Genomic DNA, 19,835 nt, shown 5'->3' with positions numbered 1-19,835 from the left:
CGGGGCTTGACGGGCTGGCGCCCGCCGGCGCTCGCCGTGCGGCCCCAGCCACGACGATCCGGGCCGCAGCCCATCCCCACTGCGTGGGAGTAGCCCTCAGCCGCTGAGCAGCCGTGCGAAGCGCTCGATCTCGGCCTGGAGGTGCTTCGGGTCGAGGTCGAGGTCGCGTTCGTCGAGGAGATGGACGTGGACGGCTGCGGTGAGGGGTGCGAGGGTCAGGTCGGCGAGCGTCAGCGCGTCGGCGTCGGGATGGAGCTGGCGGAGCAGGATCGCGGTGTGCTGGCGCCAGGCGGCGTAGGTGGACAGGCTGAAGCGCGAGAGCGGTGAGGACTCGTCGGCCGCGAGGAACAGCGCGCGGTGCTCGCCGACGAGCTGGTGCAAGGCCAATAAGAACGCGACGAGGCGTTCGGCGGCCGGCGCGCCGGGGCCGAGCGGGGGAGGGCCGGAGATGACGGCGTCCTGGAGCTCGCGCTCGCGCTCGCCGAGCAGCTCCAACAGCAAGTCGCGCTTGGAGCCGAAGCCGCGGTAGATCGTGCCCGCGCCGACCCCGGCCGCCTCGGCCGCGTGGGTCCGACCAGCGGATAGGGTCGGCCGATGTCCCGCCGGGTCGCGCCTGTCCTCGCCGCCACGATCGCCATCCTCGCCGCCGTGCTGCCCGGCGCCGCGAGCGCCGCCGATCCGTCCGGCGACCCGTTCTACCGGACCGCTCCGCCGCCGGCCAAGCTCCCCGGCAAGGCGCACGGCGACCTCATCCGCCAGCGCCGGCTCACCGGCGCCGCCGTCGTCCCCGGCGCGGCGCAGACCAAGGTCATCATCTACCGCTCGACCGACGTGCACGGCGACGTCGTGCCGGTCTCGGGCGTCGTCTCGATCCCGAAGGGCAAGCGGCCGAAGGCCGGGTGGCCGGTCATCACGTGGGCGCACGGCACGACCGGGATCGCCGACCAGTGCGCGCCGTCGCGGGATGTCGCCGGCTCGTCGGCGCACCCCTACAACGCCTACATCTACCCGCTGCTCACGACCTGGCTGAAGGCCGGCTACGCGGTCGTCCGCACCGACTACCAGGGCCTCGGCACGCTGTACGAGCACGAGTACCTGGTCGGCGTCACCGAGGGTCACAGCGTCCTGGACATGGTCCGCGCGGCCCGTCAGGCGGCGCCCCGTCAGCTCTCCACCGACATCGCGATCGCGGGCCACTCCCAGGGCGGTCACGCCGCGCTGTTCGCGGCGGCCGAGGCGCCGAAGTACACGCCCGAGCTGCACCTCGCCGGCACGGTCGCCTTCGCGCCCGCCTCGCACCTCGACGAGCAGATCCCGCTGACCACCGGCATCACGCAGCCCAACGCGGGGCTGACTGCGCTGGTCGCCATCATCGGCGAGGGGCTGGCCGCCGCGTACGGCGACGCCGGCATGAGCCTGACCGCCTTCGACCCCGCGACCGTGCTGACGCCCGACGGCATCCAGCTCACCAACGAGGCGGCCAGCCAGTGCCTGCCCGAGCTCGGCGCCGCGGCGACCAAGCTCGGCCTCACGCCCGCCGCGATGTTCAAGCCGGGCGTCGACTTCACGCAGCTGCGCCGGCTCCTCGACGCCAACGACCCGTCGCACCTCGCGATCCGCACCCCGCTGCTGATCGAGCAGGGCACCGCCGACCAGACCGTCATCCCGCTGTTCACCGACCAGCTCGCGACCGAGCTGAAGGACGACGGTGCCACGAAGATCACCTACAACAAGGTCGCGGGCGTCGACCACGCGGGCATCACGGCCGGCGCCGGCGGAGCCGACGCGACCAAGTACCTCAAGAAGCTCCTGAAGCCGTGAGCGCTAGCCCGACGCGGTGACGCGCAGCACTTCTTCGGGCGAGGTCTGGCCGAGGCGGACCTTGTCCAGGCCGTCCTCGCGCAGGCGCTTCATGCCCTTCGCCACCGCGGCGGCCGCGATCTCGTCGGCCGACGCGCGGCGCAGGACGAGCGAGCGGATCTCCTCGTCCATCAGCAGGATCTCGAAGATGCCCAGCCGGCCGCGGTAGCCGGTCTGGTTGCAGCGGTCGCAGCCGCCGGGCTTGCAGACCTCGACGTCGCCGTCGACGTCGAACCCGTTGTGGCGCATGACGTCGACCTCGACGCGGACCGGCTTCTTGCAGGAGTCGCAGAGCTTGCGCGCCAGCCGCTGGGCGACGACGCAGTCGATCGCGCTCGACAGCAGGAAGGGCTCGACGCCCATGTCCAGCAGCCGGGACACGGCGTTGGGCGCGTCGCGCGTGTGCAGCGTGCTCAGGACCAGGTGGCCCGTCAACGCCGCCTCGACCGCGATGTGCGCGGTCTCGCCGTCGCGGATCTCGCCGACCATGATGATGTCCGGGTCGGCGCGCATGATGGCCTTCAGGCCGCCGGCGAACGTCATCTTCGCCTTGGCGTTGATGGCCATCTGCTTGACGCCGTCCATCCGGTACTCGACCGGGTCCTCGACGGTGACGATCGTGCGCGTGCCGTTGTTGACGTGCGCGAGGCACGAGTACAAGGTGGTGGACTTGCCCGAGCCGGTCGGGCCGGTCACGAGCACGCCGCCGTACGGGCGCGCCATCGCGGCCTCGACGTTGACGCGGTCGGCCTCGAGCATCCCGATCTGCTCCAGCCCGACCGGGGCCGAGGAGGAGTCCAGGATGCGGGCGACGACCGCCTCGCCGTAGACCGTCGGCAGCGTGACGATGCGCAGGTCGATCTCGTGGCCGTCGATGAGCAGCGACACGCGGCCGTCCTGCGGCGTGCGGCGCTCGGCGATGTCCAGGTTGGACATGACCTTCAACCGGGACACGACGCCGACCGACATGCGGCGCGGGATCGTGACGGCGGAGTCGAGCATCCCGTCCACGCGAAATACCACGTGCATGTCCTCGGAGGACGGGTCGAAGTGGATGTCCGAGGCGCCGCGGCGGATCGCGCGCTTGAGGACCGAGTTGACCAGCTTGATGATCGGCGCCTGGTCGTCGGCGCCGAGGTCGGTGACCTCGGACTGCGGGACCGACAGGTCGACCTCGGAGGACGTGTCGCCGTCGTCGTCGGCCGACAGGTCCGGCAGGTCGTTGCCCAGCCGCACGCTCAGGCGGTGGATGTCGTCGTATGCGGCGACCACCGGGCGCACCGCCATGCCCGTGATCATCGTGACGTCGTCGATCGCGAGCATGTTGGCCGGGTCGGCCATCGCGAGCAGGAGTTGGCCCTCGTCGTCCTGGCCGACGGGGATCGCGTCGTAGCGGCGCACGAACGCGGGGTCGACGAGGCGGGCGAGGTCGTTGTCGATCTTGAAGATCGTCAGGTCGATCCGCTCGATGCCGAACCGCTCGGCCAGCACGCGGGCCAGCTGCTGCGGCGTCAGGACGCCGTCCTCGATCAGCACGCGGCCCGTGAGGCGGCCCGACTCGCGGGCGTGCATGACCGCACGCTCGACGTCGGCCTCCTTGGCGAAGCCCAGCTCGACCACGACCTGACCGATCAAGCGCGTGGAACGACCGCGCGAGAGCGGGGGCATCAGGCCGGGGATGTCCGACTCCGCCGCGTGCTCGGGGAGCGGCGGGACGGCAGGAGCCGTCGTATGGCTGGTGCTGGGAGGAGGGACCGACACAGTCCGGTACGTCGGCTGGTCTCATATCCGAGTCCAGCACCTGGACGGATGTTCCACTCGACCTGGTCGGCACGCGGACGAGAGCAGGCGCACGGCCGCCCGGACGCGGAGTCGCTAGACTCGGCGGGCTGGATCGGGTCGCCCTGCGACTCGCCGCGGTTCGATCCCTCTCCCCGGAGAGGCCGCGATCGAGCCCGGTTCCCTACAATCGTCCGTCGCCGCGTGCCCCGTCACGCGGCTTCCTTTACGCCGTGAAGACCTACGTCGCCAACTCCACCACCCGCGAGCGCAACTGGCTCGTCGTCGATGCCAACGGCCAGACTCTTGGCCGGCTCGCGACGCAGATCGCTGACGCTCTGCGAGGCAAGCGCAAGCCCGAGTACACCCCGCATGTGGACACCGGTGACTTCGTCATCGTCGTCAACGCGGAGAAGATCTCGGTGAGCGGAAACAAGCGCGCAGAGAAGCGCTACTACCGCCACTCCGGCTACCCCGGTGGGATCAAGTCCCGCACGCTGGAGGAGATGCTCGAGCGGCGCCCCGAAGAGGTCATCCGGATCGCGGTCAAGGGCATGCTGCCCCGCAACCGCCTCGCCCGCAAGCAGATCACGAAGCTGAAGGTCTACGCCGGCCCGGAGCATCCGCACGCCGCGCAGCAGCCCCAGCCCCTGGAGCTCAACTCTTAGGCATGTCCGACCAGACGCCGCAGGACCCGAAGGACGAGCAGGAGCCCACGACGCCGGACACCGGCGCCGAGGCTCAGGCCGACGAGACGCCGACCCCGGAGGCTCCGGCCGCCGAGGAGACGGCGGCCGCCGAGGCGCCGCAGGCCGACGCCGAGGAGGCCCCGGCCGCGCCGCAGGCCGCCGCCGCTCCGGAGGCCCCGCAGGCCGAGGCCGACGCCCCGGCTGTCGACGCCGCTCCGGCGCCCGCCGCCGCCCCGGCTACCGACGCCGCGCCGGCCACGCCCGCCGCCCCGACCGCCGACGCCGAGCAGGCCGAGGACTACGAGGAGCAGCCCACGACGCCGCGCGTCAAGCCGGCGATCCCGGGCGCCGACCTCGAGGTCGACATCGTGCTCGACGGCGAGGACCGCCCGCGCTACTCCGAGGACGAGGATCCCGACGCGGAGGAGCCCCAGGCTTCGTCCGACGACGAGGACGTCGTTGAGGAGCAGCCGATCACGGCGCAGATCCAGCTCGCCGACGACGCGCGCTACCGCGCGACCGGCAAGCGCAAGACGGCCATCGCCCGCGTGATCCTCAAGCCGGGCACCGGCAACTACCTGATCAACGGCCGCACGCTGGACGAGTTCTTCCCGCGCGCGACCCTGCAGCGCACGATCCGCCAGCCCCTGGAGACGGTGGGCTACGAGGACCGCATGGACGTCATCGCCCGCATGCACGGCGGCGGCGTCTCGGCCCAGGCGGGCGCGCTGCGCCACGGCATCTCCCGCGCGCTGCTGGAGGCCGACCCGAACTTGCGCACCGAGCTCAAGCGTCGCGGCTTCCTGACGCGCGACGCCCGTGCCAAGGAGCGCAAGAAGGCCGGCCTCAAGAAGGCGCGTAAGAAGCCGCAGTTCAGCAAGCGCTAGGCGCTGCGATGGCCCGCCGGCTCTTCGGAACCGACGGCGTCCGCGGCGTCGCCGGCGAGGTCCTCACCGCGGACCTCGCCCTGCGGCTGGGTCGTGCCGTCACGGCCCAGTCGCCCGCCGAGCGCCCGCAGGTGCTCGTCATCCGCGACACGCGCGAGTCCGGCGAGATGCTGGAGTCCGCGCTCGCGGCCGGGATCGCGTCCGCCGGCGGCGACGTGCTGCTGGGCGGCGTGCTGCCGACCCCGGCCGCGCCGCTCCTCATCGGCCGCTACGGCTTCGACCTCGCCGCGGTCATCTCGGCGTCGCACAACCCGTACGCCGACAACGGCATCAAGTTCTTCGGCCCGGACGGCTTCAAGCTCTCCGACGAGGCCGAGGCCGCGATCGAGGCGCGCCTGGACGAAGACGCCGCGTCCGCCAACGGCGCGGGCGGCACCGCGATCGGCCGCGTCCGCGTCCTGCACGGCACGCTCGAGGACTACCTGCGCGAGCTTCAGACGCGTTTCGGCGACCTGGACCTGACCGGCGTCGACGTCGTGCTGGACTGCGCCAACGGCGCGACCTATCAGGCGGCGCCGGAGATCTTCCGCCGCCTCGGCGCGCGCGTGACGGTCATGGCCGACGAGCCCGACGGCCGCAACATCAACGCCGCGTGCGGCTCGACGCACCTCGACGCGCTGATCGCCGCGATCACCGCCGGCGGCCACGACCTCGGCTTCGGGTTCGACGGCGACGGCGACCGCGTCCTGGCCGTCGACCGCGACGGCGTCGTCGTCGACGGCGACGAGCTGATCGCGCTCGCGGCCTTGTCGCTGCGCGAGAGCGGCCGGCTCAAGGGCGGCGTCGCGGTGACCGTGATGTCCAACTACGGCTTCCACGTCGGCATGCGCGAGGCGGGCGTCGAGGTCGCGATCACGTCGGTCGGCGACCGCTACGTCCTCGAGGAGCTGCGCACGCGCGGCTGGTCGTTGGGCGGCGAGCAGTCCGGCCACATCATCGACATGGGGTTCGTGCCCTCGGGCGACGGGATCGCGTCCGCGCTGCTGACGCTCGAGGCGCTGCGCGGCGGCGACCTGGCCCAGCGCGCGGGCATGAAGAAGATCCCGCAGCGGCTCGTCAACGTCCCGGTCGCCGACCGCGACGCGGCGATGCACAGCGACCGGCTGGCCGCCGCGATCGAGCGCGAGAGCGAGGCGCTGGAGGGCCGCGGCCGCGTGCTCGTGCGCCCGTCCGGGACCGAGCAGCTGGTGCGCGTCATGGTCGAGGCGCCGTCTCACGAGGAGACCGACGCAGTCGCCGCGCGCCTCGTGGAGGTCGTGGTCGCCACTTCGGCGACGACGTGACGCAGTCGCCGCGCGCCTCGTGGAGGTCGTGGTCGCCACTTCGGCGACGACGTGACGCAGTCGCCGCGCGCCTCGTGGAGGTCGTGGTCGCCACTTCGGCGACGACGTGACGCAGTCGCCGCGCGCCTCGTGGAGGTCGTGGTCGCCACTTCGGCGACGACGTGACGCAGTCGCCGCGCGCCTCGTGGAGGTCGTCCGGGAGACCTCCGCGACCGCTTGATCGGGCTGGCGGAGCCTGCCCTGAAGGCCAGGGTGGCGTATGGAGTGCTCGGTATCCTGAAGGGCTATGTGTGGCATCGTCGGCTACGTCGGCCAGCGGCCCGCCCAGGAGATCCTCCTCGCCGGCCTCCAGAAGCTCGAGTACCGCGGCTACGACTCCGCCGGTATCTCCGTCATCGCGTCCGAGGGCGCTATCGAGTCGGTCCGTGCCGTCGGCAACCTGGCCAACCTGCAGGCGGCCATCGACGCGCTCCCGCTACCGGAGGCCGATGCGGCCGACGGCGGCGTCGCGGTCGCGACGATGACGGCCCACCCACCCACCACGGGCATCGGCCACACGCGCTGGGCGACGCACGGGCGCGTCAACGAGTCCAACGCCCACCCGCACTTCGACACGACCAACCGCGTGCACGTGGTGGTCAACGGCATCGTCGAGAACTACCTGGCCCTGAAGCACAGGCTCGCCGACATGGGCGCGCGCTTCACGAGCGAGACCGACGCCGAGGTCATCGCGCACCTCGTGTCCCATCACCAGAACTCGTCCCCACCCACCCCGCTGATCGACGCCGTGCGCGCCGCGTACGCCGAGCTCGAGGGCCACTTCGCGTTCGTCGCGATGACGCTGGACGAACCCGACGTCCTGGTCGGCGCCCGCCGCGAGTGCCCGCTGATCGTGGGCCGCGGCGAGGGCGAGACGTTCCTGGCCTCCGCGATCCCGGCCTTCCTGGCCTACACGCGCAAGGTCCAGTACATCGAGAACGGCGAGCTGGTCGTCATCACGCCGGACGGCACGACGTTCCTGACGCCCGCGGGCGACGAGCTCGAGCGCGAGGTCGTGGAGATCGACTGGGACGAGGAGACCGCCGAGAAGGGCGGCTTCGAGACCTTCATGTTGAAGGAGATCCACGAGCAGGCCGACGCGATCGCCGAGACGATCGCCGACCGCACGGTGCGCGCCGACGGCGTCGACCTCGCCGAGGAGGCCTCGTTCGACGAGGAGCTGCTCAAGGACGTCAACCGCATCATCATCGTCGCCTGCGGCACCTCGTACCACGCGGGCCTGATCGGCCGCTACGCGATCGAGGAGTGGGCGCGGATCCCGGTCGAGATGGACGTCGCCTCCGAGTACCGCTACCGCAACCCGGTGGTCGGGCCCGGCGACCTGGTGATCGGCATCACGCAGTCGGGCGAGACCGCCGACACGCTGGCCGCGATGCGCCTGGCCCGCGACCGCGGCGCGCGCGTCGTCGCGATCACCAACGTGATGGGGTCGCAGGCCACGCGCGACAGCGACGGCGTCCTGTTCACCCGCGCGGGGCTGGAGATCGGCGTCGCGGCGACCAAGACCTTCGTCTGCCAGGTCGCCGTCATGTACATGTTGGGCCTGCGCCTGGGTGAGCTGCGCGGAACGCTCGCCGTCGAGGACCGCACGCGCCTGGTGTCCGAGCTCAAGCGCGTCCCGCACGAGATCGACGCGCTGCTGGCGGGGCTGGACCTCGACGAGGTCGCCCAGCGCCACTACTCGCGTGAGTTCTTCCTGTACTTGGGTCGCCACGTCGGGCTGCCGGTCGCCCTGGAGGGCGCGCTGAAGCTCAAGGAGATCTCCTACATCCCGACCGACGCCTACGCGGCCGGCGAGATGAAGCACGGCCCGATCGCCCTGCTGGACGAGTCGACGCCGGTCGTGTGCATCGCGACCGACTCGCCGATCCTCGACAAGGTGGTGTCCAACGTCCAGGAGGTTCGCGCCCGCGGCGCCCACGTCATCGCGGTGGCCTCGGAGGGCAACATCGAGATCGGGGAGCACGCCGAGGAGGTCATCCGGATCCCGGCGATGGACTGGATGCTGCAGCCGCTGCTGGCCGTCATCCCGCTGCAGGTGCTGGCCTACAAGATCGCGCGCCTACGCGGCCTCAACGTGGACCAGCCGCGCAATCTCGCCAAAACCGTCACCGTCGAATAGCCGGCGCGTCTGCGCTCCGCCTCGTCGCGCCTGACGCCACCGACCGGCTTGACGGGCTGGCGCCCGCCGGCGCTCGCCCGGCGGCGTCAGCCACGACGATCCGGGGCGCAGACGCGCCGGCAGTAGTCTCGATGTCGTGAGCGGAGTCGGGCTGGACTTGCTGGAGATCGAGCGGTTGGAGGCGGCGCTGGCGCGTCGTCCGACGCTCGCCGAGCGCCTGTTCACCGAGGCCGAGCGTGAGTACGCCGCGGCGCGGTCGCGGCCCGGGCAGCACCTGGCCGCGCGGTTCTGCGCCAAGGAGGCCGTCGCCAAGGCGCTGGCGCTGGAGGCGTGGTCGTGGCAGGACATCGAGGTCGTCTCGACGCCCGAGGGCGGCCCGCCGCGCGTGGTCCTGCACGGCGCGCTGGCCGGACGCGGGATCGTCGTCGACGTGTCGCTGACGCACTCGCGGGGAACGGCGGGCGCGGTGGCGGTCGTGCGCACATGACGTCCCTCCCGGAGGGCCTGGAGCCGCTGCTCGACGTCGACCAGCTGCGGGCCAGCGACCGCTGGGCGATCGAGGAGCTCGCGATCCCGGGCGTCGCGCTGATGGAGCGCGCGGCCGAAGGACTGGCGCGCCTGGTGGCCGAGGCGGCGCCCGGCGGCGACGTCGTCGTCGTGTGCGGCGGCGGCAACAACGGCGGCGACGGCTACGCGGCCGCGCGGCTGCTGCGCGGCGCCGGGCGGGCGGTGCGCGTCCTGCACACGTCGGATCCGGCGCAGCTCAGCGGGGACGCGGCGGTCATGCGCGACCGGCTGGACGGCGACCCGCCCGCGGCGTTCTCGGCGGACGGGCTGCGCGGCGCCGCGGTCGTCGTCGACGCGATGCTCGGCACGGGGTTCAGCGGCACGCCGCGGGAACCGGTCGCGGGAGCGATCGCGGCCATCAACGCCCTGGATTTCGCCGTTGTCGTGGCCGCCGACGTGCCGAGCGGGGTCGATGCCGCGACGGGCGCGGTCGAGGCCGGCGCCGTGCACGCGGACGTGACCGCGACGTTCCACGCCGCGCTGCCGGGCCTGTGGATCCTGCCGGGCAAGGCGCAGGCGGGGCGGGTCGCGGTCGTCGACATCGGGATCCCGCACGACGGCAACCCGGTCGCGCCGTGGTGCGGGCTGATCGGCGAGCGCATCCTCTCGTCCTATCCGCGGCGCGGGCAGGAGTCGACGAAGTTCGCGTCCGGCCACGTGCTGGTCGCGGGCGGCGCGCGCGGGCTGACGGGCGCGCCGTCGCTGGCGTCGATGGCCGCGATGCGCGCCGGCGCGGGCTACGTGACGGCGTGCGTCCCGGGGTCGTTGAACGACATCTTCGAGGTCAAGCTCACCGAGGTCATGACCGCGCCGCTGCCCGACGAGGCGGGCGCGCACGTGGAGGCCGGCGCCGACGAGGTGGTCGATCGCGCCCAGCAGCGCGGCGGCGCGCTCGTCCTGGGGCCGGGGATCGGGCGGTCCGACGGCGCGCTGGCCTTCGCGCGCCGGGTGGCGCGGGAGGCCGACGTCGCGCTCGTCCTGGACGCCGACGGCCTCAACGCGCACGCGGGCCGGCTGGAGGTGCTGGCCGGTCGCGGCAAGCCCGCCGTGCTGACGCCGCACGCCGGCGAGCTCGCGCGCCTGCTGAAGGTCGAGTCGGCCGCCGTCAACGCCCGGCGCCTGGAGCACGTCCGCGACGCCGCGCGCCGCTCCGGCTGCATCGTGGTGCTCAAGGGCGACGACACGCTCGTGGCCGAGCCCGAGGGCCGCGTCGGCATCTCCCGCGGCGGCTCGCCGGCGCTGGCGACCGCCGGCACCGGCGACGTCCTGTCCGGCATCCTCGGCGCGTTCCTGGCCCGCGGGATGGCGCCCTTCGAGGCCGCCTGCGCCGCGGTCTTCACGCACGCCGAGGCCGGCCGCCGCGCCGCGGTCCTCCTCGACGGCCCCGACGGCGTCATCGCCTCCGACGTCGTCGACGAGCTGCCGCACACGCTGAGCGCGGGCCGCCTCGAATGAGGATGGCCGGTGCGGAGCTCCCGCGGCCGTGCTCGGCCGCCGGCCGGCGCCAGACCGCCACCCGACCCTTGACGATCCACCCAGGCTCGCCTGCGGGGTCGTGCGACGCCTGGCATCCGCCCGTCGGGCGAGCACGACCACGGTCGGTTCCGCACCGACCATCTAGAGTCCGCCGGGCATGGCCGACGTCGTCGCGCAGTTCAAAGGGGCTTAGGTGGCGGTCCGCGCGCTGGCGCGCGTGAACCTGTGCGCGATCGAGCGCAACGTCGCCCGGCTGGCCCGGGAGGCGAACGGCAGCGCCGTCTGCGCGGTCGTCAAGGCCGACGGCTACGGGCACGGGATGGTGCCGAGCGCGCGGGCCGCGCTGAGGGGCGGCGCGACGTGGCTGGCGGTCGCGACCGCGGGCGAGGCGCGTGACCTGCGCGCCGGCCTGGGCGACGACGCCGTCCGGATCCTGGTCTTCGGCGCGCTGAGCGACGCGGAGCTGCCGGTCGCGCTGGACGTGGGGGCCGACGTGTCGGTGTGGACCGTCGCGCGGGCCGAGGCGATGGCGGCGTCCGGTCGCGCCGCGCGGGTGCACGTCAAGCTCGACTCCGGCCTGGGCCGGCTGGGAACGCGCGACGCGACGGAGGCCGACGCGGTCGTGGAGGTCGTGGCGGGCGCCGACGCGCTGGAGCTCGCCGGCGCCTGGACGCACTTCGCCACCGCCGACGAGCGCGGCGACCACTTCTTCGGCGAGCAGCTCGCGCGCTTCAAGGCGTGGGCCGAGCCGGTGCGCGCCGCGCATCCCGGCGTCCTGCTGCACGCGGCCAACAGCGCGGCGCTGCTGCGCGACCCGGCCTCGCACTTCGACCTCGTCCGGCCGGGCGTCGCGATCTACGGCCTCGATCCGTTCGGCGAGGACCCGGCGCAGCGCGACTTGGAGCCGGCGCTGGAGCTGACGTCCTACGTGGCGGCGCTGAAGACGGCGGAGGCAGGGGACAGCGCGGGCTACGGCCGGCGGTTCGTCGCGGCGCGCGAGACGCTGATCGCGACCGTCCCGATCGGCTACGGCGACGGCTGGCGCCGGGCGCTGGGCAACACCGGCGAGGCGCTGCTGCACGGCCGCCGGATCCCGCTGGTCGGGACCGTGTCGATGGACAACGTCACGTTCGACGTGAGCGCTGCCGGCCTCGGCGCCAAGCTCGGCGACGACGTCGTGCTGATCGGCGCCCAGGGCGCCGAGCAGATCACCGCCGAGGACGTCGCGCGCGCCATCGACACCATCAACTACGAGATCACCACCGCCCTGACGGCGCGCGTGGCGCGCGAGCACCACTGCGACGGAGCGGGCACGCCGGACGCCGGGACGTGAGCGAGGTCGCGCTCCAAGCGGTCCGCTCGGCGCTGGCCGGGGAGTCCGCCTGGATCGTGGGCGGGGCCGTGCGCGACGCGCTGCTCGGGCGGCCGGTCGCCGACGTGGACGTCGCGGTCGCCGGCGGCGACGCGCGCGCGGCGGCCAAGGCGCTGGCCCGTGCGGTCGGCGGGCCCGTGTTCGAGCTGTCCGGCGCGTTCGGCGCCTGGCGCGTGATCGGACCTGACCGCGACTGGCAGGTCGACCTGACGCCGCTGCAGGGCGCGACGCTGGACGAGGACCTGGCGCGGCGGGACTTCACGGTCAACGCGATGGCGCGGCCGCTTGCCGAGGGCGGCGAGGTCATCGACCCGTTCGGCGGCGCGGCCGACCTCGCGGAGGGGCGGCTGCGGATGGTCGCCGCGGCGTCCTTCGACGACGACCCGCTGCGCGTCCTGCGCCTGGCGCGCTTCGCCTGCGAGCTGGGGCTCCAGGCGGATCCCGCGACCATCACGGCGGCGAGGGAGCGCGCGCCGCAGATCGTGGGCGTCGCCGCCGAGCGGGTCTTCGCCGAGCTCAAGCGCGTGATCGCGGCCGATCGCGTTCTTGATGGCCTTGCGCTGATGGACGCGCTCGGGCTCACCGAGCACGTCCTGCCCGAGCTGAGCGCGCTGCGCGGGGTGGAGCAGAACCGCTACCACCACCTCGACGTCCACGACCACACGCTCGAGGTGCTGGCCGAGACCGTGGCGCTGGAGCGCGACCCGGGCGCGACGATCGGCGACGACGCGCTCAACGCGCCGCTGCTCGCGTTCCTGGCCGAGCCGTTCTCCGACGAGCTGACGCGCGGGACCGCGCTGCGCTTCGGCGCGATCCTGCACGATGTGGCCAAGCCCGAGACGCAGGCCTTCCACGAGGACGGCAGCGTCCTCGGCTTCCCGGGCCACGCCGACCTCGGCGCCGAGCGCTCTCGCGCCGCGCTCGCACGGCTGAAGGCCTCCGAGAAGCTGCGCGCGCACGTCGCGCTGCTGGCGCGCCATCACCTGGGGCTCGGCTACCTGGTGCACAAGGCGCCGCTGGACCCCCGCACCATCCACCAGTACCTGGTCCGGACCGCGCCGGTCGAGGTCGACGTCTCGCTGCTGTCGATCGCCGACCGCCTGGCGACCCGCGGCCGCAAGGCCGACGAGGCGATCGCCAAGCACCTCGCGGTCGCGCGCCTGGTCCTCCCCGCCGCGCTGGCCTACGCCGCCTGGGCCGCACAGCCGCCGCTGATCCGCGGCGACGAGCTGGCGCGCGCGCTCTCCATGAAGCCCGGCCCCGCCCTCGGAGCCCTCCTCGCCCAGCTCGACGAGGCCCGCTACGCCGGCGCGATCACGACCGCGGACGAGGCCGTCGCGCTGGCTCGGACGCTGATCTAGGGCGTCTCGCCGTTCGCGCTGCGCGCGATCGTCGCCATGACGATCGCGACCGCGTCGGCGACCGTGGAGTAGTCAACGTTGTCGGCCGTGTCGGTCGGCCAGTGGTAGTTCGAGGGGATGAGGTGCTCGGTCATCGAGCCGATCGAGGCGACCTCGTAGCCCTGGCGCAGCGGCACCAGGCCGTCGGTCGCGAAGGTGAAGCGCATGCCGCGGCGCAGGCGGACGCCCGCGTCGTGGGCGGCGGCCGCGACGCGCTCCTTCAGGTGCGACGGGTACTCGAACATCTTCAGGAAGCCCTCGCCCTCGATCAGCACGAGGTCGGGGGAGCCGACGGTGTCGAGGCACAGGAACGACGTGCGCTCGACCGACAGCGACGGGAAGTGCCGGCGCGCGAACGCGAGCATGCCCTCCTGGTTGGCCTCCTCGGCGCCGGCGCTGAGCAGGATCACGCGCACGCCTTCGGGCGGCCCGCCGCCGTCGCGCAGCCGGCGCGCGACCTCGAGCAGGACCGCGACGCCGCTGAGGTTGTCGTTGGCGCCCGGCACGACCGGCTGGCGGATCATGTCCGCCATCACGACCGCGGTGCCGGCGGCGGCCACGGTCCCGGCCAGCGCCGTCTTGCGCCCGCCGGTGAGCGAGCTGATCGCGATCGCGAACGGGCCGCCCCAGACCAGGCCCATCAGCGGCGGCCAGCGGTCGCGGCCGTTCATCAGGAACGGCAGGTGGTCGATCACGAACTTGGCGACCGTGTCGTCGAAGATGAAGCTCGTGCGCGCGGCGTCGTGATGGGCGTGGACGACCAGCGTGTGCTCGGCGTCCGGCGGCCCGATCGACGCGACCACGTTGGTGGTCTTCTGGCGCTTGAGGATCCGCCGCAATGCGCGGCGCGGTCCACCGGTGAGGTCCTGCCAGATCCCGGCGGCGGCCGCGGCCGCCACGACGCCGCCCAGCGAGCGCCGGCCCGCGAGCACGGCGAGGCCGCCCGCGGCCGCCACGCCGTTGAGGACGCCGAGCGGCGTGAAGTACGTGCCGTGCACGAGCTCCTCGTCGACGCTCACCGTCGCGCCGGTCGCGCGCAGCCGCTCAGCGATCCACTCCGCTGCCTCGGCCTCGCCCGGCGAGCAGGGCAGCCGGTCGAGCCCGGACAGCGCCGTGACGTCGGCGTAGAGGGCGTCCTCGGTCGGGGTGCTGGCGACACCGGTCATCCTCCCTCAGGCTACCGGTGCGCGCCCGAACTCAGCTGAACGTCGCCTGAACGGCGATGGATAAGGTGGCGGCCATGTCCACCACAGACCCCGACTGCCTGTTCTGCAAGATCGTGGCCGGCGAGATCCCGGCGACGGTCGTCGCGTCCGACGAGCGCACGGTCACGTTCATGGACATCAACCCGGCGACGCGTGGCCACGCGCTCGTCGTCCCGCGCACCCACGCGCGCGACCTGCTGGAGATCGACCCGGAGGACCTCGCGGCCGTCGCGCGGGCCGGCCAGCGACTCGCCAAGGTCTCCAAGGCGACGCTGCGGGCCGACGGGATCAACCTCATCAACAGCTGCGGGGCCGAGGCGTGGCAGACCGTCTTCCACTTCCACCTCCACGTGATCCCGCGCTACGCCGACGACCCGCTGCAGCTGCCGTGGGTCCCGTCGGCCGGCGACCAGGAGCAGATCCAGGCCACCGGCGCCGAGTTGAAGGAGCACTACGCGTGAGCGACGTCGTCCGTCTCGAGACCGAGGGCCCGCTCGCGGTCCTGACCTTCGACAGCCCGCCGCTGAACCTCTTCGACGACGCGGTCTTCACGGGCTTCCGCGAGGCGATCGACCAGGTGGCCGCCGACCCGCCGCGCGGGCTGCTGATCCGCGCCGAGGGCAAGGTCGTCTCCGGCGGCGTGGACGTCGGCCAGGTCTTCGACGGCATGACCGCGCAGCGCGGCGGCGAGCTGTGGGACGAGCTGCTCGCCACGATCCACGTGCTGGAGGAGCTGCCGCTGCCGACGGTCTTCGCCGCGCACGGCCTGTGCCTCACCGCGGCGTTCGAGATCGCGCTGGCGTGCGACGTCCTGCTCGCGTCCGAGCGCGCGAGGTTCGGGCTCGTCGAGATCGTGGTGGGCCTGACGCCGTCGATGGGCGGCCCGCAGCGGCTGGCCGAGCGCGCCGGCCCCAACCGCGCCAAGGAGCTGATCTTCACCGGCGAGCTGTTCGACGCCGCGACGCTCGAGCGCTGGAACGTCGTCAACCGCGTGTACGCGCCCGAGACCTTCGACGCCGCGGCGCGCGCGTTCGCCGCGAAGGTCGCCAACGGCCCGACCAAGGCCCACGCCGCGACCAAGCGCCTGGTCTGGGAGCAGAAGGAGCACGGGGCGCGCGCGGCCGACGCGCTGGTCGCCGACGTCTCCGGCCCGCTGTTCGACACCGCCGACCTCCAGAACGCCGTGAAGTCGTTCCTCACCGACGGGCCGGGCAAGGCCACCTACGAGGGGCGCTGATCGCGATGAGGCGTGCCACGATCCTGCTCGCGACGCTCGCGCTGCTCGGCGTGCTCGGGGTCGCGGCCGCGCTGGCCGCCACCGCGCCGCCCAAGCCCCAGGTCGCCACCGACGCCAAGGGCGACGTGCGGTCGCCGCTGGACATCAAGCGCGTCTCGCTCTCGCGCAGCGCCGACGGGCGCCTGCGCGCGTCGATCACGCTCACCGACCCGTGGGACGCCAAGGACCTGCTCGCCGACTCCGGGCCGCCCGGCTCGGTCTGCCTGAAGGCCTGGACGACGACCGCGCCGCCCGACACGACGCCGGACTACCTGGCCTGCGCGACCGCCGACAAGGACGGCGAGCTGCGCGGCTCGATCCTGCAGGAGCGCGCCAACAAGCTGCCGGCGCGCACCGGGAGCGCGGACGTCACGCGCCCGTCGGACGCCACCGTCACGCTGCGCTTCTCCCAGACGGCGATCGGCAAGCCCGCGACGCTCTACGCCGCGGCGGAGACGACGCGTCCCGGCTGTCCGCGCGGCAGCTGCATCGACCTGGCGCCCGACGCGCCGAAGACCCTCACGCTGAAGCTGCAGGAGCCCGCGAAGTGAGCGCCGCGGACGCCGCGCCGCCGTGGGTCGTCGCCGTCGGCGACGCCGTCCTGGCGCCCGACGAGCTGGACCCGACCGACGTCCTGGCCGGCGAGCCGGCGACCGCGTCGACGCCGCTGTGGTCGGCGACCGGCGCCGCCGAGCTCGGGGTCTGGGAGATCACGCCCGGCACCGTGACCGACGTCGAGGCCGACGAGCTGTTCGTCGTCCTCAGCGGCCGCGCGACGATCGCGTTCGAGGACGGGCCGGTGCTCGAGGTCGGGCCGGGCGACGCGTGCCGCCTGCAGGCCGGTCAGCGCACGGTGTGGACCGTGCACGAGACGCTGCGCAAGGTCTACGCGATCGTCTCGGGCTGAGGGCGCAGGCGCGCCGCGCGGACGCGGCCGACGTGCTCGGCGCCCCAGGCGATCAGCGCCACGACCGCCGCGGCGGCGCCCAGCGCGCTGACCGCACCCCATCCGCCGGCGGTCCACGCCCACGCCGCGGCGGCGCTGCCCAGCGCGCCCCACGCGAAGTTGTTGGCCATGTAGGCCGTCGTCACGCGCGAGCGCGCGTCGCCGCGCAGCGTGTAGATCGTGCTCTGGTTGAGGATGTGCTGGCCCTGGATCCCGAGGTCGAGCAGCACGATGCCGGCGATCAGCGCCGCCAGCGACGAGGCGCCGAGCGCGAGCAGGCCCCACGCGACCGCGACCGCCAGGAGCGACAGGCCGGTCGCCGCGTGCCCGTGCCCGCGGTCGGCCAGCCGCCCGGCGCCCTGCGCGGCACCGGCGCCCATCAGGCCGGCGAGGCCGAACAGGCCGATCGTGCCCTCGCCGTAGTTGTAGGGATCGCCGGAGAGCAGGAACGCGATCGACGTCCACAGGATGCTGAAGCTCGCCATGCCGGCCGCCCCGTACACCATGCGGCGCCGCAGGATCGGCTCGCCGCGGACAAGCGTGCCGACCGAGCGCAGCAGCTCGCGGTAGGGCAGGTCGGTGACCGGCGGCGTGGGCGGCAGCGCGCGGGCCAGCACGCCGGCCAGGAGCACCATCAGCGCCGCGCCGATCACGTATACGCTGCGCCAGCCGCCGAGCTCGGCGATCAGGCCGGACACGGTCCGCGCCAGCAGGACCCCGATCAGCAGGCCGCTCATGACGTCGCCGACCACCTTGCCGCGCTCGTGCTCGGGGGCGAGCGTCCCGGCCAGCGGCACCAGCACCTGCGCGACCACCGACGTCACGCCGATCACCCCGAGCGCCGCGGCGAGGACCGCGAACGACGGCGCCACCGCGGCCACCGCCAGCCCGACCGCGGCGAGCAGCAGCATCCGCGAGACCATCCGCCGGCGGTCCAGGAGGTCGCCCAGTGGCACGAGCAGGACCAGTCCGACCACGTAGCCCACCTGCGAGCACGTGACGAGCAGGCCGGCCGTGCCGGACGACACGCCGAAGTCCTGGGCGATCACGTGCAGCAGGGGCTGGGCGTAGTAGAGGTTGGCGACGGTGGCGCCGCAGGCGGCCGCCAGGAGCAGGACCAGACGGCGGTCCAACGAGGCTGGAGCGGGGGAGACGAGGATGTCCACCAGGCTATTGGGCGACGTTGCGTCTCCGTTGAGACACCCGCCGCGCAAGCGAACGGCCGCAACTTCGCCGGTCCGTCGTGTTGAATCTGCCGTGATGCCTCGTCTCCGCACCTTGCTGGTCGCCCTGATCGGCGCCGGCCTCGCCTATCCCGCCGTCGCTCCCGCGACGCTCGACCAGGTCCCGGCGGTCGATCCCGGCGACGCGACCCCGAGCTGCCCCGACAAGCCCTGCTACGCCCTGGGACGCACCACGGGCTACCAGGCCAAGGTCGGGACCAACCGCGGCCTGTTCACCGTCCAGAAGGACGGCGTGCTCGTCTCGTGGACGGTCAAGCTCTCCAAGCCCGGCGACAAGCAGATCGACTTCTTCAACAAGTCGCTGGGCGGCGAGTCGCAGGCGGCGATCGCGGTGCTGCGCATGGGCAAGCACCTCCACGCGCGCCAGATCGCGATGGGCGAGACGCAGAAGCTCACGCCGTACTTCGGCCAGACGGTCGAGTTCGCGCTGCAGAAGACGATCCCGGTCAAGAAGGGCTACGTCATCGGGTTGACGGTCCCGACCTGGGTGCCGGCGCTGGCCGCCGGCCTCGGCGGCGACACATCCTGGCGCGCCTCACGGCCCAAGGGCTCCTGCGACGACAGCCAGACCCAGACCGCGCAGGCGGTCAACCAGGTCGGCAACTACTACTGCCTGTACCGCACCGCGCGCATCATGTACTCCGCGCGCATCATCTCCACTCCGTAGCGACGGTCACGCGCCAGGCTGATCGTCCGGCCCGCAGCGTCGTGGCTGGCGGTGCCGGGCGAGCGCCGGCGGGCAGGCTCCCCGTCAAGCCGGTCGGTGCCGTCAGGCGCGGCGAGGCGGCCCGGACGATCAGCCTGGGCAGGCGCCGGGGTTCTGGGAGCAGAAGTCGCTGAAGCCGCCGGAGTTCGTCGTGCCGGTCCCGCCGCTGCCGCCGGTGGCGCCGTTGCCGGTCCCGGTCGAGCCCGTGCCGCCGGTCGCGGCGCCCGTGCCGCCCGTGGCTGCGCCGGTGCCGGTGCCGGTGCCGGTCGCGCCCGTTCCGCCGGTGGCTGCGCCGGTTCCGGAGGACGGCGGCGCGCTGGTGCCGCTGGCGGCGCCGGTGCCGCTCGACGACGAGGTCGACGAGGGGGCGGAGGTGGTCGACGGCGAGGTGTCCGAGGCGGTGTCGCTCGGGGTCGAAGAGGACGCGCTGTCGCTCGTCGTGCGGGTCGAGGCGCCCAGCGACGTGCTCTCGGGCGCGACCAGCTCCGGCGCGTTGCTCGGGATCGTGTCGTGCGACGCGCTGTTGCCGCCGCAGGCCGACAGGCCACCGGTGGCGAGGAGCATCAGGGCGATGGCCGTGGCGCGACGCCGCACGGGAAGAAGATCTCTCAGTCGGCGGACGGCACCGCGAGGGGTGCCATGCGGCGCCCGCACGTCGGGCAGTCGTTGAGGTCCTTCTGCGCCAGCTCGTCGCACCAGTTGCAGAAGCGAAGGTTCTCGACCGCCCACGGCAGCCGCGACGGGCTCGGCGCGAGCGGGATGACCTTGCCGACGACCTCGAGAGTCTCGCCGGTGTCGCGGTCGCGGTAGATCTTGCCCGGCTCGGCCTCGAGGAAGATCTCGCGACCCGTCGAGGGGGTGCGCATGCGGTAGCGCTGCAGGGTGCTCACAACCTGAAGCCTA

General features: G+C 73.4%; 20 protein-coding genes. 14 read left to right on the top strand and 6 right to left on the bottom strand.

The genetic code is table 11. The features are described 5' to 3' along the window. Positions 1–96: 96 nt before the first annotated feature. Entirely contained in the window at positions 97–678 is a 582-nt protein-coding gene (locus DSM104299_RS21630) for a TetR family transcriptional regulator (protein ID WP_272478109.1), read from the bottom strand. Here DSM104299_RS21630 and DSM104299_RS21625 point away from each other — a divergent pair. Then, a complete protein-coding gene (locus tag DSM104299_RS21625; RefSeq protein ID WP_272473733.1) occupies positions 595–1,821 on the top strand; it encodes a lipase family protein in 1,227 nt (408 codons plus the stop codon). The two genes, DSM104299_RS21630 and DSM104299_RS21625, sit on opposite strands and share 84 nt — an antisense overlap. A gap of 3 nt (positions 1,822–1,824) precedes the next feature. Here the strand turns inward: DSM104299_RS21625 and DSM104299_RS21620 are convergent, their stop codons facing one another. Beyond that, entirely contained in the window at positions 1,825–3,495 is a 1,671-nt protein-coding gene (locus DSM104299_RS21620) for a GspE/PulE family protein (RefSeq protein ID WP_272473732.1), read from the bottom strand. Between the two features lie 377 nt (positions 3,496–3,872). Between DSM104299_RS21620 and rplM the strand changes: the two genes are divergently transcribed. The 8 genes from rplM to DSM104299_RS21580 all read left to right on the top strand — a co-directional run bounded on the left by rplM (position 3,873) and on the right by DSM104299_RS21580 (position 13,516). Next, the gene (gene rplM / locus DSM104299_RS21615) at positions 3,873–4,307 is read left to right on the top strand and encodes a 50S ribosomal protein L13 (RefSeq protein ID WP_272473731.1); all 435 of its coding nucleotides are present in this window, start codon (positions 3,873–3,875) and stop codon (positions 4,305–4,307) included. A gap of 2 nt (positions 4,308–4,309) precedes the next feature. After that, entirely contained in the window at positions 4,310–5,215 is a 906-nt protein-coding gene (gene rpsI, locus DSM104299_RS29470; RefSeq protein WP_349294471.1) for a 30S ribosomal protein S9, read from the top strand. 8 nt (positions 5,216–5,223) lie between these two features. Beyond that, complete coding sequence (glmM, locus tag DSM104299_RS21605) at positions 5,224–6,558, top strand: phosphoglucosamine mutase (protein WP_272473730.1); 1,335 nt, start codon at positions 5,224–5,226, stop codon at positions 6,556–6,558. A 286-nt stretch (positions 6,559–6,844) separates the two neighbouring features. Then, positions 6,845–8,740, top strand: a complete 1,896-nt coding sequence (gene glmS, locus DSM104299_RS21600) for a glutamine--fructose-6-phosphate transaminase (isomerizing) (RefSeq protein ID WP_272473729.1) — start codon at positions 6,845–6,847, stop codon at positions 8,738–8,740. Between the two features lie 136 nt (positions 8,741–8,876). Beyond that, positions 8,877–9,227, top strand: coding sequence for a holo-ACP synthase (locus tag DSM104299_RS21595; protein ID WP_272473728.1), 351 nt, complete (start codon positions 8,877–8,879; stop codon positions 9,225–9,227). Then, the gene (locus tag DSM104299_RS21590) at positions 9,224–10,762 is read left to right on the top strand and encodes an NAD(P)H-hydrate dehydratase (protein WP_272473727.1); all 1,539 of its coding nucleotides are present in this window, start codon (positions 9,224–9,226) and stop codon (positions 10,760–10,762) included. The genes DSM104299_RS21595 and DSM104299_RS21590 overlap by 4 nt, the downstream gene beginning before the upstream one ends. A 214-nt stretch (positions 10,763–10,976) precedes the next feature. Next, on the top strand, positions 10,977–12,116 hold the full coding sequence (alr, locus tag DSM104299_RS21585; RefSeq protein WP_272473726.1) for an alanine racemase: 1,140 nt from the start codon (positions 10,977–10,979) through the stop codon (positions 12,114–12,116). Next, entirely contained in the window at positions 12,113–13,516 is a 1,404-nt protein-coding gene (locus tag DSM104299_RS21580) for a tRNA nucleotidyltransferase/poly(A) polymerase-related protein (RefSeq protein WP_272473725.1), read from the top strand. Before alr ends, DSM104299_RS21580 begins: the two co-directional genes overlap by 4 nt. Here DSM104299_RS21580 and DSM104299_RS21575 read toward each other — a convergent pair. Continuing rightward, a complete protein-coding gene (locus DSM104299_RS21575; RefSeq protein ID WP_272473724.1) occupies positions 13,513–14,721 on the bottom strand; it encodes a M28 family metallopeptidase in 1,209 nt (402 codons plus the stop codon). The two genes, DSM104299_RS21580 and DSM104299_RS21575, sit on opposite strands and share 4 nt — an antisense overlap. A 74-nt stretch (positions 14,722–14,795) precedes the next feature. On the opposite strand from DSM104299_RS21575, the gene DSM104299_RS21570 reads away from it, so the two are divergent. Genes DSM104299_RS21570 through DSM104299_RS21555 form a run of 4 tightly spaced genes read left to right on the top strand, consistent with a single transcriptional unit; the run spans position 14,796 to position 16,943 of the window. Beyond that, positions 14,796–15,221, top strand: coding sequence for an HIT family protein (locus tag DSM104299_RS21570; protein WP_272473723.1), 426 nt, complete (start codon positions 14,796–14,798; stop codon positions 15,219–15,221). Further along, positions 15,218–15,997: an enoyl-CoA hydratase/isomerase family protein gene (locus DSM104299_RS21565; protein ID WP_272473722.1), complete on the top strand. Its 780-nt coding sequence runs from the start codon at positions 15,218–15,220 to the stop codon at positions 15,995–15,997. The genes DSM104299_RS21570 and DSM104299_RS21565 overlap by 4 nt, the downstream gene beginning before the upstream one ends. Positions 15,998–16,002: 5 nt before the next feature. After that, positions 16,003–16,587, top strand: a complete 585-nt coding sequence (locus DSM104299_RS21560; RefSeq protein WP_272473721.1) for a hypothetical protein — start codon at positions 16,003–16,005, stop codon at positions 16,585–16,587. After that, a complete protein-coding gene (locus DSM104299_RS21555) occupies positions 16,584–16,943 on the top strand; it encodes a cupin domain-containing protein (RefSeq protein ID WP_272473720.1) in 360 nt (119 codons plus the stop codon). Before DSM104299_RS21560 ends, DSM104299_RS21555 begins: the two co-directional genes overlap by 4 nt. Here the strand turns inward: DSM104299_RS21555 and DSM104299_RS21550 are convergent. Then, positions 16,922–18,148, bottom strand: a complete 1,227-nt coding sequence (locus DSM104299_RS21550; protein WP_272473719.1) for an MFS transporter — start codon at positions 18,146–18,148, stop codon at positions 16,922–16,924. The genes DSM104299_RS21555 and DSM104299_RS21550 overlap by 22 nt on opposite strands. 94 nt (positions 18,149–18,242) lie before the next feature. Here DSM104299_RS21550 and DSM104299_RS21545 point away from each other — a divergent pair, with 94 nt between their 5' ends. Further along, a complete protein-coding gene (locus tag DSM104299_RS21545; RefSeq protein ID WP_272473718.1) occupies positions 18,243–18,893 on the top strand; it encodes a hypothetical protein in 651 nt (216 codons plus the stop codon). 129 nt (positions 18,894–19,022) lie between these two features. Here the strand turns inward: DSM104299_RS21545 and DSM104299_RS21540 are convergent, their stop codons facing one another. Together DSM104299_RS21540 and DSM104299_RS21535 are read right to left on the bottom strand one after the other, a co-directional pair. Further along, positions 19,023–19,526: a hypothetical protein gene (locus tag DSM104299_RS21540; protein ID WP_272473717.1), complete on the bottom strand. Its 504-nt coding sequence runs from the start codon at positions 19,524–19,526 to the stop codon at positions 19,023–19,025. Between the two features lie 14 nt (positions 19,527–19,540). After that, positions 19,541–19,822 (bottom strand): hypothetical protein, encoded by a 282-nt coding sequence (locus DSM104299_RS21535; protein ID WP_272473716.1) that lies wholly within the window; start codon positions 19,820–19,822, stop codon positions 19,541–19,543. Positions 19,823–19,835 lie beyond the last annotated feature (13 nt).

Source organism: Baekduia alba (assembly GCF_028416635.1).
GTDB lineage: Bacteria > Actinomycetota > Thermoleophilia > Solirubrobacterales > Solirubrobacteraceae > Baekduia > Baekduia alba.
This window is presented reverse-complemented; position numbering and strand designations above follow the sequence as displayed.

What these genes read in the sequence shown, in the direction of transcription:
- DSM104299_RS21625 (WP_272473733.1), top strand. Translation starts at nt 595, where the DNA reads ATGTCCCGCCGGGTCGCGCCTGTCCTCGCCGCCACGATCGCCATCCTC.
- rpsI (WP_349294471.1), top strand. Translation starts at nt 4,310, where the DNA reads ATGTCCGACCAGACGCCGCAGGACCCGAAGGACGAGCAGGAGCCCACG.
- glmM (WP_272473730.1), top strand. Translation starts at nt 5,224, where the DNA reads ATGGCCCGCCGGCTCTTCGGAACCGACGGCGTCCGCGGCGTCGCCGGC.
- glmS (WP_272473729.1), top strand. Translation starts at nt 6,845, where the DNA reads ATGTGTGGCATCGTCGGCTACGTCGGCCAGCGGCCCGCCCAGGAGATC.
- DSM104299_RS21590 (WP_272473727.1), top strand. Translation starts at nt 9,224, where the DNA reads ATGACGTCCCTCCCGGAGGGCCTGGAGCCGCTGCTCGACGTCGACCAG.
- DSM104299_RS21575 (WP_272473724.1), bottom strand. Translation starts at nt 14,721, where the DNA reads ATGACCGGTGTCGCCAGCACCCCGACCGAGGACGCCCTCTACGCCGAC.
- DSM104299_RS21570 (WP_272473723.1), top strand. Translation starts at nt 14,796, where the DNA reads ATGTCCACCACAGACCCCGACTGCCTGTTCTGCAAGATCGTGGCCGGC.
- DSM104299_RS21560 (WP_272473721.1), top strand. Translation starts at nt 16,003, where the DNA reads ATGAGGCGTGCCACGATCCTGCTCGCGACGCTCGCGCTGCTCGGCGTG.
- DSM104299_RS21545 (WP_272473718.1), top strand. Translation starts at nt 18,243, where the DNA reads ATGCCTCGTCTCCGCACCTTGCTGGTCGCCCTGATCGGCGCCGGCCTC.